This window comes from Bacillus sp. cl96 (assembly GCF_900100505.1).
Taxonomy (GTDB): Bacteria; Bacillota; Bacilli; order Bacillales; family Bacillaceae_G; genus Bacillus_A; species Bacillus_A cereus.
In genome coordinates this window covers 438595-462700 of sequence record NZ_FNDM01000002.1, presented here as the reverse complement: position 1 = coordinate 462700, position 24106 = coordinate 438595, and the positions used below count along the sequence as shown (strand labels likewise).

Below are 24106 nucleotides of genomic sequence, written 5' to 3'. Positions count from 1 at the left end.
ACATACGAATAGAAAAGCGGCAAAATATTTGCCGCTATTTTGATGTTGAAAACATCCCAAAACTTCTTTTAAATAACTCCCACCAGCTCGCTGCAGCAACATCTTCTTTTGCTACAATTGTTTGTTTTAATAAAACATCTTTATCTTTTTTAATAACAAGTGTACCAAGCGCGTCACCTTTTTTAATCGGTGCTTTTACTTTCTTTTCAGCAATTACTTCTTGTTTTACCTTGTCCATATTCTCGCCCTTCTTCATAAGAAGAGAAACATTATCTGACGCAACTAAATCTACTTTTTCTTTTTTCCCTTTTCCTACTTGAACTGTCTTAATTTTTTTGCCGCGCGTATACAATTTCTTTGTCATATATTGTCCAAATGCATAGTCAAGAAGCTTCGTCACTTGGTTGTTCCGTTCTTTTGATGTTGGTGCTCCCATGACAACTGAAATGACACGCATGCCATTTTTTTCAGCCGATGCTGTTAAACAATATTTCGCTTCTGTCGTAAAACCTGTTTTTACTCCATCTACGCCAGGATAAAAACGTACTAGTTTATTCGTATTAACGAGCCAAAACTTTTTATCCGTATCTTCACGTAAATAATCTTCGTACTTACCTGTGTATTTACGAATAAGTGGATACTTCATCAATTCTCTCGCCATTATAGCCATATCATTTGCTGTCGAATAATGGTCTTTGGCCGGAAGACCTGTTGGATTTTGAAAATGTGTATTTTTCAGCCCTAAATCTTTCGCCTTTTTGTTCATCATATTTACAAATCCTTCTTCTGAACCTGCGATGTGCTCGGCTACTGCAACAGATGCGTCATTTCCAGATGCAATTGCAATACCCTTTAACATCTCATTTACAGTCATCTCTTCCCCAGGTTCTAAAAAGATTTGCGATCCACCCATTGAAGCTGCATGTTCACTCGCTCTAACTTTATCGGTCAGTTTTAGTTTTCCTTTTTCAACTTGTTCCATAATTAAAAGCATTGTCATAATCTTTGTCATACTAGCAGGTGGTAATTTTTCATTTGGGTTTTTATCAAATAAAACTTTACCTGTATCTTGCTCAATTACGATTGCTGACGACGCTTGTTCCGCTAACTTCGGCGTTGTTTCTTCTGTTTTCTCCTGCTTCGTTTTTTCAGATTGCGCAAAACTCACTGAAGTTCCAGAAAGCAATAACATGAAACAAACAAGTATTCCAAAAACTCGCTTCATGACTAACCCTCCATTCTATATCAGACCTATTTTTTCCAATTTACCTTTTTTTAATACCAAATTTTTCTAACATTTTCAGTTGACAAATACATTCGTCCCCTATATTGTATTAAGTGTATTACACATAGTAGTACACTTAATACATATGAGGAAGGAGACATTGCTCTTGCATATTCAACTTGACCCAAGAAGCAACACTCCGATATGGGAACAAATTGTTCAAAATATAAAAGAACTCGTATTGAAAAGCATGTTGGCTCCAAGTGATAAACTTCCTTCTGTACGCGAACTCGCTTCTTTACTCGTTATAAATCCAAATACAGTGAGTAAAGCGTATCAAGAGTTAGAGCGACAAGGAATTATTGAAACGTTACGAGGAAAAGGAACATTTGTATCCCAATCGATTACCCCAACATTAGACGAAAGGAAAATCGCTATGGTTGAAAAGCAATTTCATCAATTACTATTAGAAGCCTCTTATCTTGGTGTTACGAAAGATAAAATTCATGATTGGATAGATTCATACTATAAAGAGATTGGAGGAAATACGGATGCTGAAAGTGACAAGCTTGAAGAAAACAATTGATACTCAAACAATTTTAGACGATGTTTCTTTCACATTACAAAAAGGTAGTATCATCGGGTTACTTGGAAGAAACGGCGCGGGAAAAACAACTTTATTACGAACGATGGTCGGCATTTTAGACCCAGACGAGGGAACTGTTACATATGAGGATATCGACATTCATAAGAATCCTGAAACGAAACAAAAAATCGTATATGTTCCGGATTCTACTAACATACTGAACGGTTATACAGTAAAAGAAATCGTGAAGTTTTATAAAGCAGTTTATACAGCTTTTGATGAACCATATTTCTATGAACTACTAGAACATTTCAACTTACCAAATAAACGAATTCGTAGTTATTCAAAAGGAATGAAAGCACTGCTTGCCATCATTTTAGCTGTTGCTGCAAAAGCAGAATATATTATTTTAGATGAACCAACAAACGGACTTGATCCTATCGTTAAAAGACAGATTTTACAGTTTCTCGTTGGAGAAGTTGCAGAAAAAGAAATTACCATTTTCATCTCTACCCATCATTTAGATGAAGTGGAACAAATTGCAGATACAATCATTATGTTAAAAGGACATACTGTAGCATCTATTACGTCACTAGACGATGCAAAATCACAATTTGCAAAAATACAAGTAGCTTACGAGCGTTCATTACCTCAAAAACTAGAAAACTTAAGCAATATTAAAATATTAAATCAAACAGGAAAAGTGTATACGATTTTAATTGAGGGAAATGTGGCTACAACACTGGAGAAGTTTTATAAAGAGCAACCTATACTCATTGAAGAATTAACAATGTCACTTGAAGATGTCTTCGTTACGACACTGGAGGAGGATGGATATGTTTCATAAAGCGTTGTGGATGTGGAATTGGAAGCGTGGGAAATATGCTGCGTTACTATTCTTCTTTAGTTCGCTTTATCTTCTATCTCTCGGATACTATAGAAGTGCTCAGATGGAACTCGATAAATATTACGAATTACAAGAAAAAGGGGAACAGTATTATTATTTTTATACCTTTTCTGCACGAGATGGTAATAGTTTTTGGTTAACTGTTCTTATCATTGCTTTAGCCTGCTTATTGATAGGATGGGAACGTAGCAACCAATCTAATACACTACTTATGACGATGCCATTTAAAAGAAAACATGTTTTCTTATCTAAATGGGCTTTCGGTTCCTTCTGTATTGTGAGCTCGTTACTTATAAATTGGATTATTATGTATGTTATTTATAGAACAACTATCCATTTTGATTATCAATCATTTAGTCCACTTCACCGATACTTTCTTTATGCGATAGTTTCTTATGTTGCAGTCTATACAGCTGCTCTATGTATCGGTACTTTTACTGGAAGTATTGTTTCACAGGTCATTTTTTGCATTCCATGGCTACTAATGGGCCTTACATTTATTCCACTAGTGTACACTTTTACACTAAACCATTTAGAGGCTACCGATACTAAAAATAATAAATTAGATCAACAACTATATGAAATCAATCAAAAAACAAATATAGTTGTACCAATATATCGCTTTTCTATTGATTATAACTATCAGCCAGATTCTCGGAAGAGGGACAACGATCCAACTACTTTAAGAAATCCAGCATCTCACGTATATTATTCAGCCAAATCAATGTTAGTCCCTATTTTCTATACAATATTTTATTTACTACTTGGGACATATTTATATGTGCGTTCACCAAATGAAAATAGTCAAAGGATATTTATTTTCCAAAAACATTTAAAAATATGTATATGGGGGACAACCATTTACTTTTCATTACTAGGTGGCTATAAAATCAATCAATTTTATTTCTTACCTAACTACTATATCAGTTTGTTTCTCGCTGGAATCATTACTTATGTTGTATTATCACGCCTAACAAATTATAAAGTTTTTTAAAGGAGAGATCCTATGTTTCAAAAAGCACTATGGCTAAGAACGTATCAACAAAGTAAATATGTTGTATGGTTATTTTGGCTCGTCAGCTTCTATAGTTTGTCATATAAATACTATATGACTTCTATTCAACAGCAACACTTTCTAAATGACAATAAAAAATGGAACTATGTATATCATTATCACTTTGATTTAACACTTTTAGATCCTATCATGCTGTTAGGTAGCATACTGACCATTCTAGCTTGTACGTTAATTGGATGGGAAAGACAAAATAACGCTAGCGACTTGTTATGGTCTATGCCCTTTAAACGTTCACACCTTTATATAACAAAGTGGTTGTTTGGAATCTGTAATATCGCCGCTGTTGTCATTTTAAACTGGGGGCTATTTGCTATTATGAAAAGGTTGACTTTTCATAATAAATATCAAGTATTTTCACCGTTTCATAGTTACTTTATATATATGTTAATTGTATTAATCGCTATTTATACACTTGCCTTATGTATAGGAACAATCGCTGGAAATGTGATATCGCAAGGATTTCTTACTGCAGCTATATTAATCTTCCCAGCGTTACTTCCATCTCTAATATCAGGAGTCATTGCTGTTCACTCGAGTGCCGACTTTCATGAGAACAATGGCATTATACATGATGTTATGGAAAACATACGTATTTCTAGTCCAGCAGAAGATTTTACTATTAACTTTAATTATGATCCACAAAGCGCTTATACTGATCAAAATGGAGTACGTCATAACGAACCAAACTTTACAAAGATTCCGCCGGTAAAAACATTGATTGCACCTATTGCACATATACTTATTTTATTACCACTCGGTATTTATTTATATGCCCGCTCAATCAATGAGCGAAATGGTAACTATCTATTATATCCAAAGTTACAAAAGTTAGTAATGGCATGCGCTATTTTCTTTGGTGGGATCGTTGGAGGTTTAATACTAAGTCGCGCGCACTCATTGTCCAGCTTTTACATCGGATTTTTAATAACTAGTTTCATTACGTATTTCTTCCTACCTAAAATATTAAAATGGAAAGTCTCTTGGAATTTCAAATAAAATAACCTCCTCTCGATGAGGAGGTTATTTCACATTCTCTCTCCTATCCCCATACACCATCTCTTCTTTCATCCCAAATCCATCACCATTTTGCACAATTTGCTCTGTCGGTGCAACTACACTTTCAGCAATTTTCCATTCCCCACGCTCTTTTACGAATACTTGTAGAAAATAGTTCATGCCATCTAATTGATATGCATTTTCTTTTTTTACATTATAGTGAATCGCAATGTAGTACACTTGAATATTTTCTTTTCCTATTTTTGATACGTATTGCGATAGTCTCGGTATATAGAGTGCTGCTTTCTGAAAAGATAGTTGCTTCGCTTTAACAAGCGATGAACTTGTTACATTACGTAATGTGTCCTGATTACGAATATTATCGCTATGGTGGAATAATACTGCGTTTTGCATAGAACGAACCCATAATTTCGAATATAAGACTGTATTATCATTTTCAATGTACTTCACTTCTTTTCGCACTACTTGGATAGGCGTATCTGCGTACGTGAATGTTTGAAAACAGAAAAAACCACCAAATAAAATGGTAAGTGCAGCAATATATTTCATAATCTTTCCTCCGATCTTTTAATTAAAGTATCGGAGTTTCAAAATATTTTTATTCAAAAGAAAAAGGATAGGAATGCTTTCGCTTCCTATCCTCATTTATTATAATACGCGGCCAAATAGTTCTAAGACCATTTCTATTTCTTGGTCGCTCCAACCTTTAAATCTCTCTTTATAATATTCTTTACGCACAGCTTCAAGTTTTTCAGTTACTTCTCTTCCGTGCTCTGTAATTTCTAAGTACACGATTCGACGATCTGAATTAGAACGTTTTCTTTCTACTAATCCTTTTCGTACGAGACGATCTGTAACAGCTGTAATATGACTGGAGGTTACGTTTACTTCACTCGCAATTTGCGAAGCCATCTGTGGACTGTTTAAAAATAACGCACGTAATACAGAAAATTCATTATATGGCATATGTTCTGCAAAACGTGTATTAATATCATTTTGTAATAAACGTATCATTTTTCGAAATGATGCAGATAAATCTAAAATCAGCGTTTCTCTTTTTTCGTTCAATAGCCTCGTCCCTTTTTTATCATATTTACACATATTATAATCTATAAATACCTATGTTGTATATGCTTTCTTTCCTCAACATTCTCATTTATGTAACTTTTTTCATATAAATTTCTTTTTTGTTCACACATATACATATAAAAAGGATGGTGATGGAAAATGCAGGGTGGAATGAATCCTTATTTACACAACGTACGCACTGCTAATACTGGTAAAGAAGCTACTATTACTGTACAAGGAGAAGGTGTTGTAAAAGCAAAACCGAATGTTGTTATATTAACACTCGGCATTCGAACAGATGATAAAAATGTAAAACAGGCTCAAGAAGAAAATGCAGTGCAATCCAAACAATTGCTGGATGCACTTAAACAGCTTGGTATTGCCGATAAAGATATAGAGACGATTTCTTATACAATTACTCCTCAATACGAATATGTAAATGATAAAGCCTTGCTGCAAGGATACCGCGTGGAGCATTTGTATGAAATTACCGTTTTAAATGTACAAAAAGCTGGGGAAGTATATGATATAGCCGTTTCAAATGGTGCAAATGTAGCAAAAGGTTTACGTTTCCGAGTATCTCATCCAAATAAATATTATGAGCAAGCTCTCATTCAAGCTCTGCACCAAGCAGTAGAAAAAGCTCGTGCTATTGCGAGTACATATAATTTAAATATTAATCCTGTTCCCCTCTCATTCGTTGAAGAATCTGCCCAATTACCAAGGGAGGTTACGTCTTATGCTACTTTACATGCGCAAGCAGCCCCGCCTATTCAATCGGGAGAGTTAGAAATTATTTCAACAATACGGGCAATTTTTACGTATTTATAAATAATTTCATTTATAAGTAAACGTTATCATTTTCCTTGTTGTAAAAACATGATGTTCTGATATAATAAAGGACGGTGAGCTCTTACGAAAGAGATATCACGGGTGGGAGAGGGATATGAAAAAGAAGGTTTAACATGAAAGGAATACTTGAAAGAACATTTAAATTAGGTTTACACGAAACATCACCAAAACAAGAAGTTTTAGCTGGAGTTACGTCATTTTTCACGATCGTATATATTATGATTGTAAATGCATCAATTTTATCCGATGCTGGCATTCCTCTTGAAGCTGGAATTTTAGCAACTGTTTTCAGTTCATTTGTCGGATGTCTACTCATGGCATTTTGGGCAAATGCACCTGCTATTCTTGTCCCTGGTATGGGTGTAAATGCATTCTTCACGTACACAGCTGTGCATACGCTTGGACTAACTTGGCAAGAAGCATTGGCTGCTGTCTTTATCTCTGGTATTATTTTTGCAATTGCCGCTTTTACACCAATCGCTCGCGTGCTATCAGTATCAATTCCAAAGTCATTAAAGGAAGCAATTACTGTCGGCATCGGATTATTTTTAGCGTTTATCGGATTGCAAAAAGGTGGCTTAGTCGTTTCGAACCCAAATACTGCTGTTGCAATGGGTAAATTAAGTAACCCTGTCGTTCTTGCGACCGTGCTTACTCTTATCATTGCACTTGTACTATTTATTCGTAACGTACGTGGAAACTTTTTATGGACGATTGCAATAGGAACTGGTATTGCATGGCTATTTGGCCTTGTTGATACAAGTCAAATCGGAAATAGTTCATTCTCATTCGCTAATTACGGGGATGTGTTTGGAGCTATGTCATTTGGCAAACTTTCTTCCTTACCGTTTTGGATTGCAACATTCTCCTTAAGCATGGTGCTTATTTTTGAGAACATGGGACTTCTGCACGGTTTATTAGAAGATGACCGTAAATTCCCACGTGCTTACCAAGCCAATGCAATTTCAGCAATGACATGTGGTCTATTTGGCACAAGCCCTACCGTATCAACAGTAGAGAGTGCCGCAGGTATTACTGCAGGCGGAAAGACAGGTCTGACGTCTATCGTTACGGGGTTGTTATTCTTTGCATCATTGTTTGCACTTCCGTTTGTCAAACTAATTCCTGATAGTGCCATTGCACCAATCTTAATTATTATTGGCGGCCTGATGATTACAAGCATTCAGCAAATTCCTCTGAACGATTTTTCAGAAGGATTTCCAGCGTTCTTAATTATCGTCATGATCCCGCTCACATATAGTATCGCTGATGGCATTGCGTTCGGATTTATTGCTTACCCTATCTTAAAAGTTGCTCTTGGAAAGCGTAAAGAAGTCGCACCATCTATGTATATCATTACATGCTTATTCTTAGCTATGTTTGTATTACATGCTATTGGTTGAAAAAAAACACCGAGGAAATCCTCGGTGTTTTTTTACTTAAACCATCCTTTTTTATAAAACCAGGCCATCATTCCGCCGCCAATTAATGCCATTAGAAGAAGACAAATAAAATAACTATATTGTCCACCAAGCTCTGGCATATGCGTAAAGTTCATTCCATATACTCCCGCAATAAATGTTAATGGCATGAAAATAGTCGAGAATACAGTTAATGTTTTCATAATGTTATTCATATGATGTGAGTTTAATGAAAAATAACTATCCCGAATATCCGCCGTTAACTCTCGACTTGCCTCAATCATTTCCGTAAGTTTAAGTAAATGATCATGTATATCTTTAAAATAAATCTCATGATCACTTATACCGTAAAAACGAGTGGAATTCAAAATACGATACAATAAATCACGCATTGGAATAATTGTACGTCTTAACTTAGATAAATCTGCCCTAATATCAAATACTTCTTCTAGTACGGCTCCTGCTGTCTCACCTGTTAAATTATCATCAATCGCATTTAAATGATCTTCAATGTAATATACAGGTGCGAAATAATCATCTACAATTTGATCAGTGATCGTATGTGCTACATGTAAAGGTCCTTTCTTAATCCGCCTCTTCTCACCAAGTGTTTTCCATACTCTTTCAATTGCATTATTATGAGAAAAATGGAAAGAAACAATATAGCGATCACTAACAAACAAATCAATTTCATGTGGTTCTAGCCCATCTTCTCCAAACGCGTGAAGAACTAAAAAGTTATATCCATCATAAAAATCAACTTTTGGCCTCTGTACGTATTCTAGACAGTCTTCAATTGCAAGGGGATGGAACTTAAAATGGTCTTGCAGAATATATGTATACTCTTCTTTCGTTGGCTTATATAAATCTAGCCAATACCATACAATATGGTCTTTCTTTGTTTCTTCTAAAGAAACATCATATAATACTTCATCTGTTTTTGTTACTGCACAAATTCTAATCATAATTTCACCCATTATTATTATAAACAAAAAATAGTAAAAAAAGCCAAGGAGAAATCTCCTCAGCTTTTTTTATTACTTCGTTACGATACCGTGTACTAAAGTTGGTGCATCTACGTGTTCTTTAGAGATCTTCATGTTCTCATAAATTTTCGCTTTTACATCTTCAACATTTTCGCGGTTTGCGTAAATTGTAACGAGAGATTCACCTTGCTTCACGCTATCGCCTACTTTTTTGCGCAGCATTAGACCAACTGCTAAATCAATTTCAGACTCTTTCGTTGCACGTCCTGCTCCTAAAAGCATTGCTGCTGTTCCGATTTCGTCTGCAACGATTTCTGATACATATCCGTCTTCTTTCGCTTCCACTTCAATTTTAAATTGTGCTTGTGGCAATTTAGAAGGGTCATCAACAACAGATGCGTCACCGCCTTGCGCTGATAAGAACGTTTTAAATGATTCTAGCGCTTTTCCGTTGTTCATTACTTCAATTAGCTTTTCACGTGCATCTTCTAAAGATGAAGCTTGTCCAGCAAGGTACACCATTTGACTTCCAAGTGTTAAACATAGCTCTTCTAAATCTTTCGGCCCTTTACCTTGTAATGTATCAATTGCTTCTTGAACTTCTAATGCGTTACCGATAGCTTCACCGAGTGGTTGACTCATATCAGAAATAACTGCCATCGTATTACGACCAACGTTATTACCGATACGTACCATTGCTTCTGCTAAACGTTTTGCATCTTCATCCGTTTTCATAAATGCACCTGCTCCAGTTTTTACATCAAGAACAATTGCATCTGCACCAGCAGCAATTTTTTTACTCATAATCGAACTTGCAATAAGCGGAATTGAGTTTACTGTTGCTGTTACATCACGAAGTGCATATAGCTTTTTATCAGCAGGTGTTAAGTTACCACTTTGGCCGATAACAGCGATTTTGTTTTCATTTACAAGACGCATGAATTCATCGTTTTCAATTTCCACATGGAATCCTGGAACTGCTTCTAATTTATCAATTGTACCACCAGTATGTCCTAAACCGCGTCCAGACATTTTCGCTACTGGTACATCTAAAGCAGCTACTAATGGACCTAATACAAGTGTCGTTGTATCACCAACACCACCTGTTGAATGCTTATCTACTTTTACACCTTCAATAGCCGATAAGTCGATTGTATCACCGCTATTTACCATTGCCATCGTTAAATCAGCACGCTCTTGATCGTTCATATCTTGGAAGAAAATTGCCATTGCAAGTGAACTTACTTGATAATCAGGAATATCACCATTCGTATATCCTTCAACAATAAAGTTAATTTCTTCTGTCGTTAATGCATGTCCGTCACGTTTTTTTGCAATTAGGTCCACCATTCTCATCGTGAAGTCACCCCTTCATTTGTTTTACGATTGCTTTTACTAATGCTAAGAAGTTAGCTTTAACACGTTCTGTCGTTTCAATTACTTCATCGTGGTGAAGTGGTTGATCTAAAATACCAGCTGCCATATTTGAAATACAAGAAATACCTAATACTTTCATACCAGCGTGACGCGCTACAATTACTTCAGGTACTGTTGACATACCAACTGCATCTCCGCCAAGTGTACGAAGCATACGAATTTCAGCAGGTGTTTCATATACAGGACCTGTCATTCCTACGTATACACCTTCTTGTACTTTAATATTTAAGTCTGCTGCAACTTGTTTCGCCATTTCGCGAAGTTCTACTGTATATGATGTAGACATATCAGGGAAACGTACGCCCATTTCAGAATCATTCGGTCCGATTAATGGATTCGTACCCATGAAGTTAATGTGGTCTGAAATTAACATAAGATCGCCTGGCTCAAATGATGTATTTACACCACCAGCTGCGTTTGTTACAACTACTGTTTCTACACCTAGTTCTTTCATAACACGAACTGGGAATGTTACTTTTTGCATGTCGTATCCTTCATAGAAGTGGAAACGTCCTTGCATTGCTACTACTGTTACACCTTGAAGTGTACCAAATACTAGTTGACCTGCATGGCCTTCTACAGTTGATACTGGGAATTCAGGGATTTCACTGTAAGGTACTGTTACTGCATTCTCAATTTCGTCTGCTAATACACCTAGTCCTGATCCAAGGATTAGTCCTACTTGTGGTGTCTCTTGAAATTTCTCTTTTAAGTATGAAGCTGATTTTGTAATAAGTTCACGATTCATTTGTTTATCCCCCTATTTCTTTAGCTCGTTTAAGAAGCTTGTTCCGTATTCTGGCATTTTCACACCGAAGTTTTCTGCTACTGTTGCACCAATATCAGCAAATGTTTGACGAAGTGGTAACTCTTGTCCGCCTTCTTTCATGCTTGGGCTATATGCTAATAATGGTACATATTCACGTGTATGGTCAGTACCAGGGTGAATTGGATCATTACCGTGGTCTGCTGTAATTAATAATAGATCATCTTCTTTTAGTTTTGCGAATACTTCTGGAAGACGTGCATCATATTCTTGCAGAGCTTCTCCGTATCCTTGTGGATCACGGCGGTGGCCGAATAATGCATCAAAGTCAACTAAGTTTAAGAAGCTAAGACCTGTAAAGTCCATATTTAATGTATCTACAAGCTTATCCATTCCATCCATGTTAGACTTCGTACGAAGTGATTCAGTTACCCCTTCACCATCATAAATATCAGAGATTTTACCAATAGCAATTACATCGTAGTCACTATCTTTTAATTCGTTCATTACTGTACGGCCGAATGGTTTTAATGCATAGTCATGACGATTTGGTGTACGTGTAAAGTTTCCAGGTTCACCAACGAATGGACGAGCAATAACACGACCTACCATGTATTTCTCATCTAATGTTAATTCACGTGCAATTTTACAGATTTTATATAACTCATCAAGTGGCACTACTTCTTCGTGTGCTGCAATTTGCAATACGCTATCAGCAGAAGTATAAACGATTAAAGAGCCTGTTTCCATTTGCTCTTGACCAAGTTCATCAAGAATCTCAGTTCCAGAAGCTGGCTTATTACCGATAATTTTACGGCCTGTTTTTTCTTCTAATTCATCAAGTAATTCTTTCGGAAATCCTTCTGGGAACACTTGGAATGGTGTATCAATGTAAAGGCCCATGATTTCCCAGTGACCTGTCATTGTATCTTTACCAGTAGATTTCTCTTGCATTTTTGTGTAATATCCAAGTGGTTTCTCTACTTTAGAGATACCTTTCATTTCTCGAATGTTACCAAGACCTAATTTCACCATGTTAGGCATTTGTAACCCATTCATATGTTCAGCAATGTGACCAATTGTGTCAGATCCTAGATCACCAAATTGCTCAGCATCTGGTGCTTCACCGATTCCCACAGAGTCCATTACGACTAGGAATATACGTTTATATTTATTCATAACTGCGACCTCCTATAAGTTCAGTTCTACTTCTTGTAGTATGTTCAAAACGCTATAAAGTGAAACTGTTATCCAAAAGAATTCTCATTGTCAAACAGTACTTCTTTAAATCATTTTCTAACCTATTTCGTTTACTTGAAACGATTCAAAAACATTTCTAGTTTTTTCTAAGTCAGATGTCAGACATCTGATACTGATATCATAACATGTTTACGCTTTCTTTTTAATACATTTTCGTAGAATTTCTCATTTTCTTCACACTTCTATTGTAATCCATTCTGCAACGAAGTGCTAATTTTTTTATGATTTATTTCTTCATATTAAAAATAAAAAGTAGCTCTAAAGAGCTACTTTTTATTTTACTTCTATTGTTTCTTCTTTATGTTCATGCAATTCGCCTTTTCTTACATGTACTTTCACTTTGTAAGCACCGTTCTCTTTGAAAGTATGTTTCGTTTCATACTCTCCTTTATTCCCTTCTTTCGCTGGAATAAATTCGTGTTTTTCAACACCATCTTTCCAAATCTCTAGTTGTACTTCAGCACCAGTTAATGCTTCTTCTTTTTGCTTTAAATGAACTTTCATTGTAGATTCAGCATTTGCCTTTATGTCTCCAGCCATAAGATGGATCATTGTGTCACTTTTATGATCTCCATGTCCTGCACTGTGATCACTATTTTCTTTTTTCGCATCTTCTACTTTCGCATTTCCTACAGCAACTTTCACTTCTGGCATAACGTGCATTTCACGTGCATTTGTGTGAGCAATAATATGGTATACTCCATCCGTTTCGAATGTTTTCTCTACTGCATAAACACCTTTTCCTTTATGCTTACCATCTAACATCTCGTGCTTTTCGTCGCCATCTTTCCAAATTTCAAACTTTACATCATCGGCATCCGTTACTTTTTCTTTCCCTTGTGTAACAAGTGCTTGTACTTCTGTTTTTTCACCTGGTTTAATTTCTTTCGGATTTGTTTGGACTGCTACTTTTACAGCTTCAAGTTTCTGTTCTTTTTTCGGTTCTTCTTTGTTTGTATTACAGCCAGCCAACGCTAGCATCGCGATAAATAAAGTTATAATCAGTTTTTTCATCATCATTTCCTCCTTTATACTTTATTTAGTATAGAGGAAATACATTGTAATATTCTAGTCTTCTGCTGAAAACAATATACGAAATGTTTGTGAAGTTTCTGTGAAACGGTCTTCCCCTCTTAATCTATGAAAAAAAGAGCATAGTAACTATGCTCTCGGATGAAACTGTTTATATACATCTTTTAATCTAGTTTTTGAAACGTGCGTATAGATTTGCGTAGTTGAAATATCTGCATGTCCAAGCATTTCTTGTACAGCACGTAAATCTGCTCCATTTTCTAATAAGTGCGTAGCAAACGAGTGACGCAACGTATGAGGTGTAAGTTCTTTTTCAATATTTGCCTCTTTCGCTAATCGTTTTAATATTTTCCAAAATCCTTGTCTTGATAATCGATTACCATGATGGTTTAAAAAGAGTGCATCTACTACTTTTTTCCCCATTAATTCTCTTCTTCCTTTTTCAATATACTTTTGAATCGCTTCCGTTGCTAAACTTCCTAGTGGAATAATTCTTTCTTTATTCCCTTTCCCTATGCAACGAACAAATCCCATCGTTAAATGTACATCTTCTAAATTGAGTGCAATCAATTCTGAAACACGAAGTCCTGTCGCATACAGTAACTCTAGCATCGCCTTATCACGAATACCAAAAGCACTTGTCATTTTTGGTGTTTGAAGTAACGCCTCTACTTCATCAACTGATAATACCTTTGGTAATTTCCGTTCCCCTTGTGGCGTTTCAATATGTACGGATGGATCGTGTTCTACCGCTCGTTCACGAAGTAAAAATTGGTGGAACGAACGAATTGATGCGATATGACGCGCCAATGTTTTCGAAGATTTTCCGTTCTCTTTTAAATACTGCAAAAAGTTAACAATGTGTAAACGGGTCACTTCATGAAAAGTTTTCGTCTGTTCCACATTTTGCAAATACTTTACGTAGCTTTTTAAATCCCGTTCATAAGATACTACTGTATTCTTTGCTAATCCTTTTTCGACAACCATATAATGAATAAAATCTTTTAATTGATCTTCCACTCTACACTACTCCCCATTTTCATAGAAAAACATCATTCTATTTACGAAAGCATCCTTTGCCGGTTCTTCATTCCCTGATACTTTTTCTACAGTCTCTTCTTTAGGTTTTTCATAACGATGATAGCTTTCATATTCTTCATTTATCCATAGTATAGCGAAATAAAACAAAATCGTACAACTTGTAAATAATAAAAATACTTTTATTCCATCAAAAGTTAATTTTAAAGCTCGGCGCATTGTAAATTCCTCCAAAATATAAGTTATTACAACATATGCCAAGCTTTCACCAATTTATACCTTATTCAAATAAAAAACCTCTTCCTAGATAAATAGGAAAAGGTTATTTTTCATCCGTTTCATTTTCTTGACAATTTTTACAAATCCCATGGAATGTTAAACGATGATCTTTCACCTTAAAGCTCCAGTCTCGTTCTACTTTCCTTTCCACTTCACCAAGTAAATCTTCTTGTATTTCTTGTACAGCACCACATTGTGTACAAATCAAATGATGGTGGAAACGCTGCGCACCTTCTTGGCGTAAGTCATAGCGTGAAACACCGTCTCCGAAGTTAATCTTATCGACAACTTTTAACTCAGATAATAGTTCTAAAGTTCGATAGACGGTTGCTAATCCGATCTCTGGCGACTTTTCTTTTACAAGGAGGTAAACATCTTCTGCGCTTAAATGATCTTCTTCATTTTCTAGCAGCACACGAACTGTTGCTTCACGTTGCGGTGTTAATTTGTAGCTCGCTGCATGTAATTGCTTCTTAATTCGTTCAATTCTTTCTTCCATTCGGTACTACTCCCTCCTCGCCACTCTTACACCATTATATCAGAAGAAGGGCTTCTGTCAAAAGAAAAAACAATAAAAACAAATTGATAATTATTCTCAAAAAGTATTTATTTTTTATTAATAGCCTCAACGACTTCTTTCATTAAAACTGGTGATGCGTAAGCCTCCACACTAGAAGCAAGTGCTAACACCACTCCAATTACGAGAAAGAAGCATGTATAACGGATTAATAATGGTAATAGTGGCTCGGTTATTTTTCTAATAAATTGATGCCTAATCATCCGTAAAGAAAAACTTGCAGCAATGGTTGTCATAACGAGAAAGACTGGAATGATAATTAAATTTTGTGGCAAAACAGATACAAATGCTAATAATAGTCCATTCCATCCATGCTGACTTACTAAAAAACCAACTGTAAATCCAACGACAACTCCTTTTACAAATAATAAAATAAAAATAAGTGGTAATCCAATAATTGAAATTCCTAAAATCCAAATAAATCCGATGTATTTTAATTGCGAAAAGTAACTTTCTCGAAACATTTCGCCCGCAATGGCAAATTCTCCTTTAGAGACTTGTCCAAAAAAACGTTGTAAATAAAATGATAAATCTTGTTTTTGATTGATTTGTAAACTATTCACGAGAATGGCTCCGAATATTACTCCCATCAATAATAAAACAGCGTTAAATATATATAATGAAGAGTTTTCCTGTATGTGAGACATTACACGGTCTTGCCAATTTTTTCGCCACATTTTTCTTCCCTCCGTTCACACTCTTATTAAAAATGTATGAAAGAAAGAAAAAAGTATGACGAATTAACATTGAAATTCCGCTCTACTTTGCTAAACTAAAAAGTAGAGAATAGGAGGGATTTCTCTTGAAACCATTATTATTAGATTTTCCAACATTATTTCAAACTGAACGCTTGCAAGTTCGTAAACCATTTCCAGGTGATGGTGCAGAAGTATATGAAGCAATCCAAGCTTCTCTAGAAGACTTAGTACCGTGGATACCAATTAACGCTGAAACAGAAGAGAGTGCTGAAGAAATTGTTCGCGAAGCTCACGGACAGTTTTTACTTCGTGAAACACTTGATTTTCACTTATACGATAAAGTATCTGGTACATTCATCGGAGCAATTACACTAAAGCCTGAAAACTGGGATATTCCAAAGTTTTCACTTCACTTCTGGCTACATAGTGCCTATACAAAACAAGGCTATATGACCGAAGCTGTTAAAGGTGCAATTCAGTTCGCCTTTGATAAACTAGGCGCTAGAAGAATTGAAATTCGTACTGATGCAACAAATATAAATGCATGTAGCTTAGCAGAACGTCTAGAATTCATTCTAGAAGGGACAATGGAAAATGATTTCCTAGCACCAGATGGTAGCTTACGTGATGCACGTGTATATGCAAAAATCAATTAAAAAACACTCGCCTTTGGCGAGTGTTTATTTTTGTAGTTGTAAATATTGTACTGCAAACATCGTCTTCGCATCATGAATACGAAGATCTTTCATAAGAGTAATCGCTTCTTCTAACGATACTTCCATTAATTCCACAAACTCATCTTCATCTAACTCAGCTTTATTTTCTTTTCTTGTCAAACCTGTCGCTTTATATACATATAAAATTTCATCTGCGAATCCTGGAGATGTATAGAAAGAAGTAATGAGCTCCATATTTTCACATACATATCCTGTTTCCTCTTCTAATTCACGAACTGCTGTTACCTCAGGTTTTTCACCAGGTTCTAACTTGCCAGCCGGAATTTCTATAATCGCCTTTTCAAGTGCTTTACGATACTGCTCAACAAGCACAATTTTCCCCTCATCAGTAATAGCAATAATAGCAACTGCACCAGGGTGATTTACAATTTCACGTTTACTCATTGCTCCATTTGGTAATACTACATCATCAACACGAACTTTTATAACTCTACCATCAAAAATTGGCTCAGTTTTTACTGTTCTCTCTGCAAGATTACTCATACTACTTCATCTCCCTGTTCTATTTCCTATTCTTTCCTCATACATTTTACCACATTGAAAGGAGCGTGATAGAAATGAAAGTTTATATTTTACCAAATCGCGTCACTTTAGTCGGAAAAGCATGGCAAATTCGCCATAAGCTAAAGCAATATAGCAAAGAGTATACAACTGTACAAGAGTGGATTACAGCAAATAAAGTGAAACATTAATCATGCTTTTACGGGCAGTTAATGCGAAGCGGAAAGTAAACGTTTGTCAACCTCTTTTCCCTCTCGTACAATAAAGGTAAGGAGGTTGACCTATGAAAAAACGTCAATTAGGAAACTCAGATTTGTTTGTTACAGAAATGGGCCTTGGCTGTATGTCTCTCGGTACATCTGAAACAGAAGCTATGCATATTATCAATGAAGCGATCGATTTAGGAATTAATTTTTTTGATACAGCAGATTTATATGATTACGGATTAAATGAAGAATTTGTTGGAAAAGCCTTGAAGGGAAGAAGAGACCAAATTGTACTTACAACGAAGGTTGGAAATCGTTGGACAGAAGAAAAAAATGGCTGGTCTTGGGATCCTTCTAAAGCTTACATAAAGACTGAAGTAAAGGAAAGTTTACGTAGACTTCAAACTGATTATATTGACCTTTACCAACTTCATGGCGGAACAATTGAAGATCCAATAGATGAAACAATTGAAGCTTTTGAAGAATTGAAAAAGGAAGGTATTATTCGCCATTACGGTATTTCTTCTATACGCCCAAATGTCGTTCGTGAATATGCAAAACGCTCAAACATCGTTAGTGTACTAATGGAATATAACCTTTTAAATCGTCGTCCAGAAGAATGGTTCCCCCTTCTAAATGAACACCAAATTAGCGTCATTGCCCGCGGGCCACTTGCAAAAGGAATTTTAACTGACAATAATGCAAGAAAGATAGAAAGAGTAAAGGAAAAGGATTATCTCTCTTATTCTTACGATGAATTACATGCAACTCTAGCAAGTGTAAAAGAAATGATTGGAGAACGCTCTTTAACAGGAACAGCTATTCAATATTGCTTACATAATAAGACTGTTGCAGCTGTTATACCTGGTGCAAGCTCTCTTCAACAATTACAGGAAAATATACGAGCTAGTCAACAGTTACCTTTAACGAAAGAAGAATATATACAACTTCAAAAGATTGTTAAATATGACACATATGCTTTGCATCGTTAAAAATATCGAATTACCGATAAAACAGAAGACTGTCTCCAGTATTAGGAGACAGTCTTTTTTATAACGTATCATATTTATCAGGATTCGTTCCTACATGTAAATCACGATTCAACGTGTTAATTTGACGTATCTCTTCTTCAGTTAGTGCAAAATCAGAAATAGTAAAGTTTTCTTTAATACGAGATGGTGTAACAGATTTAGGAATTGTAACAATCCCGCTTTGAATATCCCACCTTAATATAACTTGTGCAGGTGTTTTTTCATATTTGTTAGCAATAGCCTGAATGATCGGATGCTGGAATACTTCTCCGCCCCTCATTAACGGACTCCATGCTTCCATTTGAATTTGCTCATCTTGACAATAATTTCGCAACTCAAATTGCGTCAACATCGGATGAAGTTCCACTTGGTTTACCATCGGCTTCACTTTGCAATTTGGTAATAATAGTTCTAAATGATGTTTATGAAAATTAGAAACACCAATCGCACGCACTTTACCTTCTTCATACAATTTCTCTAAAGCTCGGTACGTATCAACATACTTCCCTCTTACCGGCCAATGTATTAAATATAAATCTACATAGTCCATTTGTAATTTTTTCAAACTCTTTTCAAACGCCTCGAGTGTCTCCTCATATCCTTGATCGTCGTTCCATACTTTTGTTGTAATAAATATATCTTCTCTTGGAATTCCTGATTCACGTATCGCCTCTCCGACACCGCTTTCATTTTCATATACAGTTGCTGTATCAATCGAACGGTATCCAACTTCTAACGCTGTTTTTACTGCTTGCTTTACTTCGTCTCCTTCTTTCGCTTTATATACGCCTAGACCAATCATCGGCATTTTCACGCCATTATGAAGTGTAGTTGTTGGAATATGCACAGTCGTCTCCCTTTCATTGTTACATTTTTTATAAGCCACAATTTTATTTCAACAAGATTCATCCCAAAAGTCAAAACATACGTACAGTTTACATAACACTTTTATATAGCTAAAAAATAGCGTGAACTCATTCATTCACGTTATTTTTTCTCCATTCTTTCGCTTTTTCATCCACATTGCGCACAAACTCATTTTTTCCTTCCGTATATAACTCGCCATCATATGTATACTTTTCGGCTAATTCTTTCTTTAAGGTTGCATATGCCTCTGCTTCTTCACAATGAGCCATCATATAATCACGAAATGCTAAATGCCTTACTATCTCTGGATTTCCTTTTTCAAACACGTGTAAATGATACGAGCGTTTTTCTTCAGTTCCATGAATAAAATATCGGCGTCTTGAAATACCATTTTCCCCTTTTACGATGTAACCAAGCTCTATAAATCGTTCATTCCACCCATCTACTCTTTCGATATTTTCTACTTCCATGATCATATCAATAATAGGTTTAGCTGCCAGTCCGGGAACTGACGTACTTCCAATATGATAAATTTTTACCGTTTCTGGCATCGCTGATTTTAATCTTTTAGCCTCCATTTGAAATTTTTCACTCCAATGGTTTTCATGTGGAACAACGACAATTTTTCTCATTCTAACTCCCCTTTTCTTACAAGCTCGTCAAAAAATGATCAGTGGTATTTCACTGATCATTTTTTTATTATTTAAAGTCTTTCCAAGTAAGGTTACTTTCACTTAGCAGTTCTTCAAATGATTTATTCTTTTCACGTTCTTTTTGTTCTTGGCGCTTTCTTTCCAGTTCAGCTGCCTCTTTTTCCTCTTCCCTCACTTGCAACTCTTTCTTCTTACTCTTTAATTGTTGCATGAGTGAATCATTTAATTGATCGCCTAATGTAAGTGTTTCTTTCTTTGGTTGATTCACTTGTGATTGTCTTTGCATTTGTCTTTGTTTCTTTTTCTTCATGCTACTCACCTTTTACTTTTTTCTCCATTATAGTAGATACACAATGAAATCGACAATAAAAAAGGGTCTTTACTCTATTATTCACTTTTTGTAAATATGTTAATTTTTCGAAAAGACTAAATTTTTATGTAGCTATAATCCTATGAATCTATTAAAATTATGTCGTATGATGTCAGATTATAAAAAAGGAGAATTATATTATGTGGAAAAAAATTATTCCTGCCGTTGCTGTTTTAAGCACCATTACTTTTTCAAGCGTATTTGCCGCTCCCCCATCTCAGAATCCAGCTGAACAAAACCGCTACATAGACGTACAAATGCTTGGTATTAATGATCTCCATGGACAACTAGATACTGTTAAAAAAATCAATAATAAAGAAGCTGGTGGCGCTGATTACTTAGCTACTTATTTAAAAGAACATAAAAAACAAAACCCTAATACACTTCTCGTACATGCTGGTGATATCGTCGGAGCTAGTCCACCAATTTCAGCATTATTACAAGATGAACCGACGATTGAATTTTTAAATGACTTAAAATTTGATGTCGGTACAATCGGGAACCATGAATTTGATGAAGGCATTGATGAAATGAAACGCCTCATTTACGGTGGATATCATGAAAAAACAGGAAATTTCAAAGGGGCTAACTTCCCCTATGTAGCTGCTAATTTCTATAACAAATCAACTGGCCGCTTATTTTTACCACCATTTACTGTAAAAATGGTAGATGGTGTTCCTGTAGGATTCATTGGGGTTGTTACAACTGATACACCAAATGTCGTTATGCCTACGATGCTTAACAATGTACAAATTACTGATGAAGTAGAAGCAATTAATAAATCAACACAACAATTAAAACGCCTCGGCGTTAAATCTATCGTCGTTCTTGCTCATGTCGGTGGAACAACCGATGAGTCTGGGGTAACAAATGGCGATCTTACTCGAATTGCAAATGAAACAGACCCAGAAGTTGATGTTATTTTCGGTGGACATAGTCATACGTATGTAAATGGTACAGTAAACAATAAACTAATTGTCCAAGCAAATTCATACGGAATGGCTTTCTCAGACGTCGATGTAACAATTGATCGTAAAACAAAGGATATTGTAAAGAAAAAAGCTGAAGTTGTTACAACGTATCATGAAGGTGTAGAACCTGATAAACAAGTAAAGAAAAAACTAGATCAATATAAAGAAAAAATCGCACCACTTGTAAATGAAGTGGTCGGAAAATCTACAGCACCTATCGACCGTAAACAAAATGATGCTGGTGAGTCCACTCTTGGAAATTTAGTTGCCGATGCTCAGCGTCAAACGATGCAAACTCAAATCTCCCTCATGAATCCTGGTGGCATTCGTAATGACTTAGATGCTGGTGATATTACGTGGGGTGAGTTATACGGCATTCAACCTTTTGGAAATCAATTGATTAAAGTAGATTTAACAGGTCAAGACATTCGCGATATTTTAAATCAGCAATGGCAAAAAGGAACAACAAGAATGCTTCAAATTTCAGGTATTCAATATACGTGGGATGCAAATAAACCAAACGGTGAAAAAGTTACAAATATACGTTTAACAAACGGAGAAGAATTATCTCCATCTACAACGTATAGCGTAGTTGCAAATGCTTTCTTAGCTTCTGGCGGTGATGGATTCGTATCATTTAAAAATGGTAAAAATGCAGAAACTGGGCCAAACGACTTTGAAGCGTTAGTCAATTACGTAAAACAATTAAAAGAACCAATTCAGCCAGTTATTGATGGAAGAATTCAAAAAGTAAATTAAGTGTTTCTCTAATAATAAATTTCATTTTTCACGTATAAAGGATTTGTACTGATTCTCTATTTTATACGTAATATACATCATAAAAAGGATACTCGTTCTTCTAATGAACATAGTATCCTTTTCTTTAGTTATCAAAATGTGATGTTTTGTCAACTTCATATTGCTGTAAAAATTGTTGCAACGCCTCTTCTACAAGTTTAGATTTTTGAATTCCTTTCGATTCTGATATAAGGTCCAATCTTGCTAATATTTCTGTATTAATAGAAAAGGTTCGTCTCTTTTTCTCTGTACTTTTACTCACAATTGGTGCAATTACTTCTTCTCTTTTTCTTAATAACTCATAAATGCTTTGTAATTGCTCATAAATTAATAATTGATAATCTGTTTTCTCATATTGAAGGGCGGTCGCTTCTTGGAGTTGTAAGTGACGTGGTTCTTCTCCATCTCCTACAAAAATACGTTTCTTCTGCTCTCCATCATATTCGTATCCAATCAATCTTAATTTCTTCGATAATGTATACGGGCTTATTTCAAGACGTTTTGCTATAATAGCGATGGATTCACGTCTATTTAAACCATCTATAATTTCTCCAATCGTCACAATTTCCCTCCTCCCGTGTTGAAATGACACTAGTATGGTATGTTACAATGATTTTCTAACAGTATATGCAAAATGAATAGCCTGTGCGATTCATACGATTTCACAAAAGGAGGTTTTCAATATGCTTTTTCGTAGCTACACCCCTCAGTTCTATAACGAAAACAAACAACTCATTCCTAATAGTATCGCTACGATAGAAAGCGTTATGATTAATAATCGAAAACAAACTCTCCTTATGCGTGGACAAAACGTAGAGCAACCTATTTTATTATGCTGTCACGGCGGACCTGGGATGGCACAAATCGGATTTATTCGCCATTTTCAAAAAGAATTAGAGAAGCAATTTATTGTTATTAATTGGGATCAGCGCGGAGCTGGTAAATCCTTTTCAATGAAAGATTTCGGAGCAAATTTCACAATCGAACAATTCGTTTCCGATGCAAAAGAAGTGATTCAATATGTACTTAAAAAGTTCAACAAACAAAAACTATTTCTCGCTGGTCATTCTTGGGGAAGTATTATTGGGCTTAACATAGCACATCAATATCCAAAGTATATCGAGGCTTACATCGGTATTGGGCAAATTGTACATATGAAACAAAATGAAGAATTGCTATATCAACATTTAATTCATTCTGCAAAAAAACATGATCATAAAAAAGCATTAGCTTCCCTTTTAAAATTAGGCAAACCACCATTTTTAGATACGAGACGTCTCATTATTCAAAGAAAGTGGCTTGGCACATTTGGAGGCGCAATCCAAAACGGATCTTCCTTTTCTTTCATACGAAAAGGTTTCTTTTCTCCCGAATATACGCTATTAGATTGGTTCAAGTTTCTCGCAGGAAATTTAAAATCTGGAATTTTATGGGAAGAAATGCTGACAATCGATTTCTTTTCTTCTATCTCAAGTTTATCTATTCCAGTTTATTTTTGTTCTGGTCGCTATGATTATCAAACTCCTTATGCACTCGTTCAGGAATATTGCGATATTATTGAAGCGCCTATAAAAAAGATGATTTGGTTCCCAAATTCAGCACATTCTCCTGATTTAGAAGAACCAGAATTATTCGCTAATTCTTTACAATCAATTAAACAAGAGCTAGCTTTTCAGCATTAGTAACAAAAGGCTCTTTTACATTTCATAGAAAACATTTTATAATAATATGTCGCAAGTATGTATAAA

Annotated in this window: 28 protein-coding genes; 11 read left to right on the top strand and 17 right to left on the bottom strand. The window is 35.4% G+C overall.

Annotation, left to right across the window (positions count from 1 at the left end):
* Positions 1 to 34: 34 nt before the first annotated feature.
* The gene (gene dacF, locus BLT20_RS06910; RefSeq protein ID WP_000832000.1) at positions 35 to 1225 is read right to left on the bottom strand and encodes a serine-type D-Ala-D-Ala carboxypeptidase DacF; all 1191 of its coding nucleotides are present in this window, start codon (positions 1223 to 1225) and stop codon (positions 35 to 37) included.
* 166 nt (positions 1226 to 1391) lie between these two features.
* On the opposite strand from dacF, the gene BLT20_RS06900 reads away from it, so the two are divergent.
* The 4 genes from BLT20_RS06900 to BLT20_RS06885 are packed head-to-tail and all read left to right on the top strand — an operon-like array spanning position 1392 to position 4789.
* Positions 1392 to 1811: a GntR family transcriptional regulator gene (locus BLT20_RS06900; protein WP_000548045.1), complete on the top strand. Its 420-nt coding sequence runs from the start codon at positions 1392 to 1394 to the stop codon at positions 1809 to 1811.
* Complete coding sequence (locus BLT20_RS06895) at positions 1777 to 2658, top strand: ABC transporter ATP-binding protein (RefSeq protein ID WP_000922163.1); 882 nt, start codon at positions 1777 to 1779, stop codon at positions 2656 to 2658. The genes BLT20_RS06900 and BLT20_RS06895 overlap by 35 nt, the downstream gene beginning before the upstream one ends.
* Entirely contained in the window at positions 2648 to 3712 is a 1065-nt protein-coding gene (locus tag BLT20_RS06890) for an ABC transporter permease (protein WP_000468523.1), read from the top strand. Before BLT20_RS06895 ends, BLT20_RS06890 begins: the two co-directional genes overlap by 11 nt.
* Before the next feature lie 12 nt (positions 3713 to 3724).
* Positions 3725 to 4789, top strand: a complete 1065-nt coding sequence (locus BLT20_RS06885; RefSeq protein ID WP_000486539.1) for an ABC-2 transporter permease — start codon at positions 3725 to 3727, stop codon at positions 4787 to 4789.
* 24 nt (positions 4790 to 4813) lie between these two features.
* On the opposite strand, the gene BLT20_RS06880 is transcribed toward BLT20_RS06885, so the two are convergent.
* Both BLT20_RS06880 and BLT20_RS06875 read right to left on the bottom strand, forming a co-directional pair.
* Positions 4814 to 5359 carry a hypothetical protein gene (locus tag BLT20_RS06880; protein WP_000873772.1) on the bottom strand — a complete coding sequence of 182 codons (546 nt, stop codon included), beginning with the start codon at positions 5357 to 5359 and terminating at the stop codon, positions 4814 to 4816.
* A 99-nt stretch (positions 5360 to 5458) separates the two neighbouring features.
* Positions 5459 to 5878 carry a MarR family winged helix-turn-helix transcriptional regulator gene (locus tag BLT20_RS06875; RefSeq protein ID WP_001003307.1) on the bottom strand — a complete coding sequence of 140 codons (420 nt, stop codon included), beginning with the start codon at positions 5876 to 5878 and terminating at the stop codon, positions 5459 to 5461.
* 159 nt (positions 5879 to 6037) lie between these two features.
* Here BLT20_RS06875 and BLT20_RS06870 point away from each other — a divergent pair, with 159 nt between their 5' ends.
* Together BLT20_RS06870 and BLT20_RS06865 are read left to right on the top strand one after the other, a co-directional pair.
* Positions 6038 to 6709 carry an SIMPL domain-containing protein gene (locus BLT20_RS06870; RefSeq protein WP_001161449.1) on the top strand — a complete coding sequence of 224 codons (672 nt, stop codon included), beginning with the start codon at positions 6038 to 6040 and terminating at the stop codon, positions 6707 to 6709.
* Between the two features lie 134 nt (positions 6710 to 6843).
* Entirely contained in the window at positions 6844 to 8133 is a 1290-nt protein-coding gene (locus BLT20_RS06865) for an NCS2 family permease (RefSeq protein ID WP_000676247.1), read from the top strand.
* A gap of 32 nt (positions 8134 to 8165) precedes the next feature.
* On the opposite strand, the gene corA is transcribed toward BLT20_RS06865, so the two are convergent.
* The 9 genes from corA to spoIIM all read right to left on the bottom strand — a co-directional run bounded on the left by corA (position 8166) and on the right by spoIIM (position 16173).
* Positions 8166 to 9128: a magnesium/cobalt transporter CorA gene (gene corA, locus BLT20_RS06860; RefSeq protein WP_002026281.1), complete on the bottom strand. Its 963-nt coding sequence runs from the start codon at positions 9126 to 9128 to the stop codon at positions 8166 to 8168.
* A 60-nt stretch (positions 9129 to 9188) separates the two neighbouring features.
* The gene (locus tag BLT20_RS06855) at positions 9189 to 10493 is read right to left on the bottom strand and encodes a pyrimidine-nucleoside phosphorylase (protein ID WP_001243069.1); all 1305 of its coding nucleotides are present in this window, start codon (positions 10491 to 10493) and stop codon (positions 9189 to 9191) included.
* Positions 10494 to 10500: 7 nt separating this feature from the next.
* The gene (locus BLT20_RS06850; RefSeq protein ID WP_001078446.1) at positions 10501 to 11322 is read right to left on the bottom strand and encodes a purine-nucleoside phosphorylase; all 822 of its coding nucleotides are present in this window, start codon (positions 11320 to 11322) and stop codon (positions 10501 to 10503) included.
* A 12-nt stretch (positions 11323 to 11334) separates the two neighbouring features.
* The gene (deoB, locus tag BLT20_RS06845; protein ID WP_001046079.1) at positions 11335 to 12519 is read right to left on the bottom strand and encodes a phosphopentomutase; all 1185 of its coding nucleotides are present in this window, start codon (positions 12517 to 12519) and stop codon (positions 11335 to 11337) included.
* 354 nt (positions 12520 to 12873) lie between these two features.
* Positions 12874 to 13614 carry a FixH family protein gene (locus tag BLT20_RS06840; RefSeq protein ID WP_000733456.1) on the bottom strand — a complete coding sequence of 247 codons (741 nt, stop codon included), beginning with the start codon at positions 13612 to 13614 and terminating at the stop codon, positions 12874 to 12876.
* 147 nt (positions 13615 to 13761) lie between these two features.
* Positions 13762 to 14652: a site-specific tyrosine recombinase XerD gene (gene xerD, locus BLT20_RS06835; protein WP_000390088.1), complete on the bottom strand. Its 891-nt coding sequence runs from the start codon at positions 14650 to 14652 to the stop codon at positions 13762 to 13764.
* Positions 14653 to 14658: 6 nt separating this feature from the next.
* Positions 14659 to 14889 carry a YqzK family protein gene (locus BLT20_RS06830; RefSeq protein ID WP_001250432.1) on the bottom strand — a complete coding sequence of 77 codons (231 nt, stop codon included), beginning with the start codon at positions 14887 to 14889 and terminating at the stop codon, positions 14659 to 14661.
* A gap of 103 nt (positions 14890 to 14992) precedes the next feature.
* Positions 14993 to 15448, bottom strand: coding sequence for a ferric iron uptake transcriptional regulator (locus BLT20_RS06825; protein WP_000392657.1), 456 nt, complete (start codon positions 15446 to 15448; stop codon positions 14993 to 14995).
* A gap of 107 nt (positions 15449 to 15555) precedes the next feature.
* Complete coding sequence (gene spoIIM / locus BLT20_RS06820; protein ID WP_013142149.1) at positions 15556 to 16173, bottom strand: stage II sporulation protein M; 618 nt, start codon at positions 16171 to 16173, stop codon at positions 15556 to 15558.
* A gap of 155 nt (positions 16174 to 16328) precedes the next feature.
* On the opposite strand from spoIIM, the gene BLT20_RS06815 reads away from it, so the two are divergent.
* Positions 16329 to 16880 (top strand): GNAT family N-acetyltransferase, encoded by a 552-nt coding sequence (locus tag BLT20_RS06815; RefSeq protein WP_000803479.1) that lies wholly within the window; start codon positions 16329 to 16331, stop codon positions 16878 to 16880.
* Between the two features lie 24 nt (positions 16881 to 16904).
* Here the strand turns inward: BLT20_RS06815 and BLT20_RS06810 are convergent, their stop codons facing one another.
* Entirely contained in the window at positions 16905 to 17444 is a 540-nt protein-coding gene (locus tag BLT20_RS06810) for an NUDIX hydrolase (RefSeq protein WP_000067042.1), read from the bottom strand.
* Positions 17445 to 17518: 74 nt separating this feature from the next.
* On the opposite strand from BLT20_RS06810, the gene mciZ reads away from it, so the two are divergent.
* Positions 17519 to 17653 (top strand): Z-ring formation inhibitor MciZ, encoded by a 135-nt coding sequence (gene mciZ, locus BLT20_RS06805; RefSeq protein WP_000870302.1) that lies wholly within the window; start codon positions 17519 to 17521, stop codon positions 17651 to 17653.
* Positions 17654 to 17745: 92 nt separating this feature from the next.
* Positions 17746 to 18660 (top strand): aldo/keto reductase, encoded by a 915-nt coding sequence (locus BLT20_RS06800; protein ID WP_000747215.1) that lies wholly within the window; start codon positions 17746 to 17748, stop codon positions 18658 to 18660.
* A gap of 58 nt (positions 18661 to 18718) precedes the next feature.
* Here the strand turns inward: BLT20_RS06800 and BLT20_RS06795 are convergent, their stop codons facing one another.
* From BLT20_RS06795 to BLT20_RS06785, 3 genes are all read right to left on the bottom strand, one after another.
* Positions 18719 to 19546: an aldo/keto reductase gene (locus BLT20_RS06795; RefSeq protein ID WP_000547993.1), complete on the bottom strand. Its 828-nt coding sequence runs from the start codon at positions 19544 to 19546 to the stop codon at positions 18719 to 18721.
* A 127-nt stretch (positions 19547 to 19673) separates the two neighbouring features.
* Entirely contained in the window at positions 19674 to 20198 is a 525-nt protein-coding gene (locus tag BLT20_RS06790) for a GrpB family protein (protein ID WP_001227191.1), read from the bottom strand.
* A 67-nt stretch (positions 20199 to 20265) separates the two neighbouring features.
* Positions 20266 to 20529 carry a YqkE family protein gene (locus BLT20_RS06785; protein ID WP_000727561.1) on the bottom strand — a complete coding sequence of 88 codons (264 nt, stop codon included), beginning with the start codon at positions 20527 to 20529 and terminating at the stop codon, positions 20266 to 20268.
* Between the two features lie 200 nt (positions 20530 to 20729).
* Here BLT20_RS06785 and BLT20_RS06780 point away from each other — a divergent pair, with 200 nt between their 5' ends.
* Positions 20730 to 22319: a bifunctional metallophosphatase/5'-nucleotidase gene (locus BLT20_RS06780; RefSeq protein WP_000265549.1), complete on the top strand. Its 1590-nt coding sequence runs from the start codon at positions 20730 to 20732 to the stop codon at positions 22317 to 22319.
* A 124-nt stretch (positions 22320 to 22443) separates the two neighbouring features.
* Here the strand turns inward: BLT20_RS06780 and BLT20_RS06775 are convergent, their stop codons facing one another.
* Positions 22444 to 22920, bottom strand: a complete 477-nt coding sequence (locus BLT20_RS06775; protein WP_000151931.1) for a ribbon-helix-helix domain-containing protein — start codon at positions 22918 to 22920, stop codon at positions 22444 to 22446.
* Positions 22921 to 23041: 121 nt separating this feature from the next.
* Between BLT20_RS06775 and BLT20_RS06770 the strand changes: the two genes are divergently transcribed.
* Positions 23042 to 24040 carry an alpha/beta fold hydrolase gene (locus BLT20_RS06770; protein ID WP_000898969.1) on the top strand — a complete coding sequence of 333 codons (999 nt, stop codon included), beginning with the start codon at positions 23042 to 23044 and terminating at the stop codon, positions 24038 to 24040.
* Positions 24041 to 24106 lie beyond the last annotated feature (66 nt).

Coding starts and splice junctions, on each gene's coding strand:
- dacF (WP_000832000.1), bottom strand. CDS start 1,225: ATGAAGCGAGTTTTTGGAATACTTGTTTGTTTCATGTTATTGCTTTCT.
- deoB (WP_001046079.1), bottom strand. CDS start 12,519: ATGAATAAATATAAACGTATATTCCTAGTCGTAATGGACTCTGTGGGA.
- BLT20_RS06895 (WP_000922163.1), top strand. CDS start 1,777: ATGCTGAAAGTGACAAGCTTGAAGAAAACAATTGATACTCAAACAATT.
- BLT20_RS06825 (WP_000392657.1), bottom strand. CDS start 15,448: ATGGAAGAAAGAATTGAACGAATTAAGAAGCAATTACATGCAGCGAGC.
- BLT20_RS06770 (WP_000898969.1), top strand. CDS start 23,042: ATGCTTTTTCGTAGCTACACCCCTCAGTTCTATAACGAAAACAAACAA.
- BLT20_RS06840 (WP_000733456.1), bottom strand. CDS start 13,614: ATGAAAAAACTGATTATAACTTTATTTATCGCGATGCTAGCGTTGGCT.
- BLT20_RS06800 (WP_000747215.1), top strand. CDS start 17,746: ATGAAAAAACGTCAATTAGGAAACTCAGATTTGTTTGTTACAGAAATG.
- mciZ (WP_000870302.1), top strand. CDS start 17,519: ATGAAAGTTTATATTTTACCAAATCGCGTCACTTTAGTCGGAAAAGCA.
- BLT20_RS06880 (WP_000873772.1), bottom strand. CDS start 5,359: ATGAAATATATTGCTGCACTTACCATTTTATTTGGTGGTTTTTTCTGT.
- BLT20_RS06785 (WP_000727561.1), bottom strand. CDS start 20,529: ATGAAGAAAAAGAAACAAAGACAAATGCAAAGACAATCACAAGTGAAT.
- BLT20_RS06870 (WP_001161449.1), top strand. CDS start 6,038: ATGCAGGGTGGAATGAATCCTTATTTACACAACGTACGCACTGCTAAT.
- BLT20_RS06865 (WP_000676247.1), top strand. CDS start 6,844: ATGAAAGGAATACTTGAAAGAACATTTAAATTAGGTTTACACGAAACA.
- BLT20_RS06780 (WP_000265549.1), top strand. CDS start 20,730: ATGTGGAAAAAAATTATTCCTGCCGTTGCTGTTTTAAGCACCATTACT.
- BLT20_RS06890 (WP_000468523.1), top strand. CDS start 2,648: ATGTTTCATAAAGCGTTGTGGATGTGGAATTGGAAGCGTGGGAAATAT.
- BLT20_RS06855 (WP_001243069.1), bottom strand. CDS start 10,493: ATGAGAATGGTGGACCTAATTGCAAAAAAACGTGACGGACATGCATTA.
- BLT20_RS06810 (WP_000067042.1), bottom strand. CDS start 17,444: ATGAGTAATCTTGCAGAGAGAACAGTAAAAACTGAGCCAATTTTTGAT.
- BLT20_RS06790 (WP_001227191.1), bottom strand. CDS start 20,198: ATGAGAAAAATTGTCGTTGTTCCACATGAAAACCATTGGAGTGAAAAA.
- BLT20_RS06885 (WP_000486539.1), top strand. CDS start 3,725: ATGTTTCAAAAAGCACTATGGCTAAGAACGTATCAACAAAGTAAATAT.
- BLT20_RS06850 (WP_001078446.1), bottom strand. CDS start 11,322: ATGAATCGTGAACTTATTACAAAATCAGCTTCATACTTAAAAGAGAAA.
- BLT20_RS06830 (WP_001250432.1), bottom strand. CDS start 14,889: ATGCGCCGAGCTTTAAAATTAACTTTTGATGGAATAAAAGTATTTTTA.
- spoIIM (WP_013142149.1), bottom strand. CDS start 16,173: ATGTCTCACATACAGGAAAACTCTTCATTATATATATTTAACGCTGTT.
- corA (WP_002026281.1), bottom strand. CDS start 9,128: ATGGGTGAAATTATGATTAGAATTTGTGCAGTAACAAAAACAGATGAA.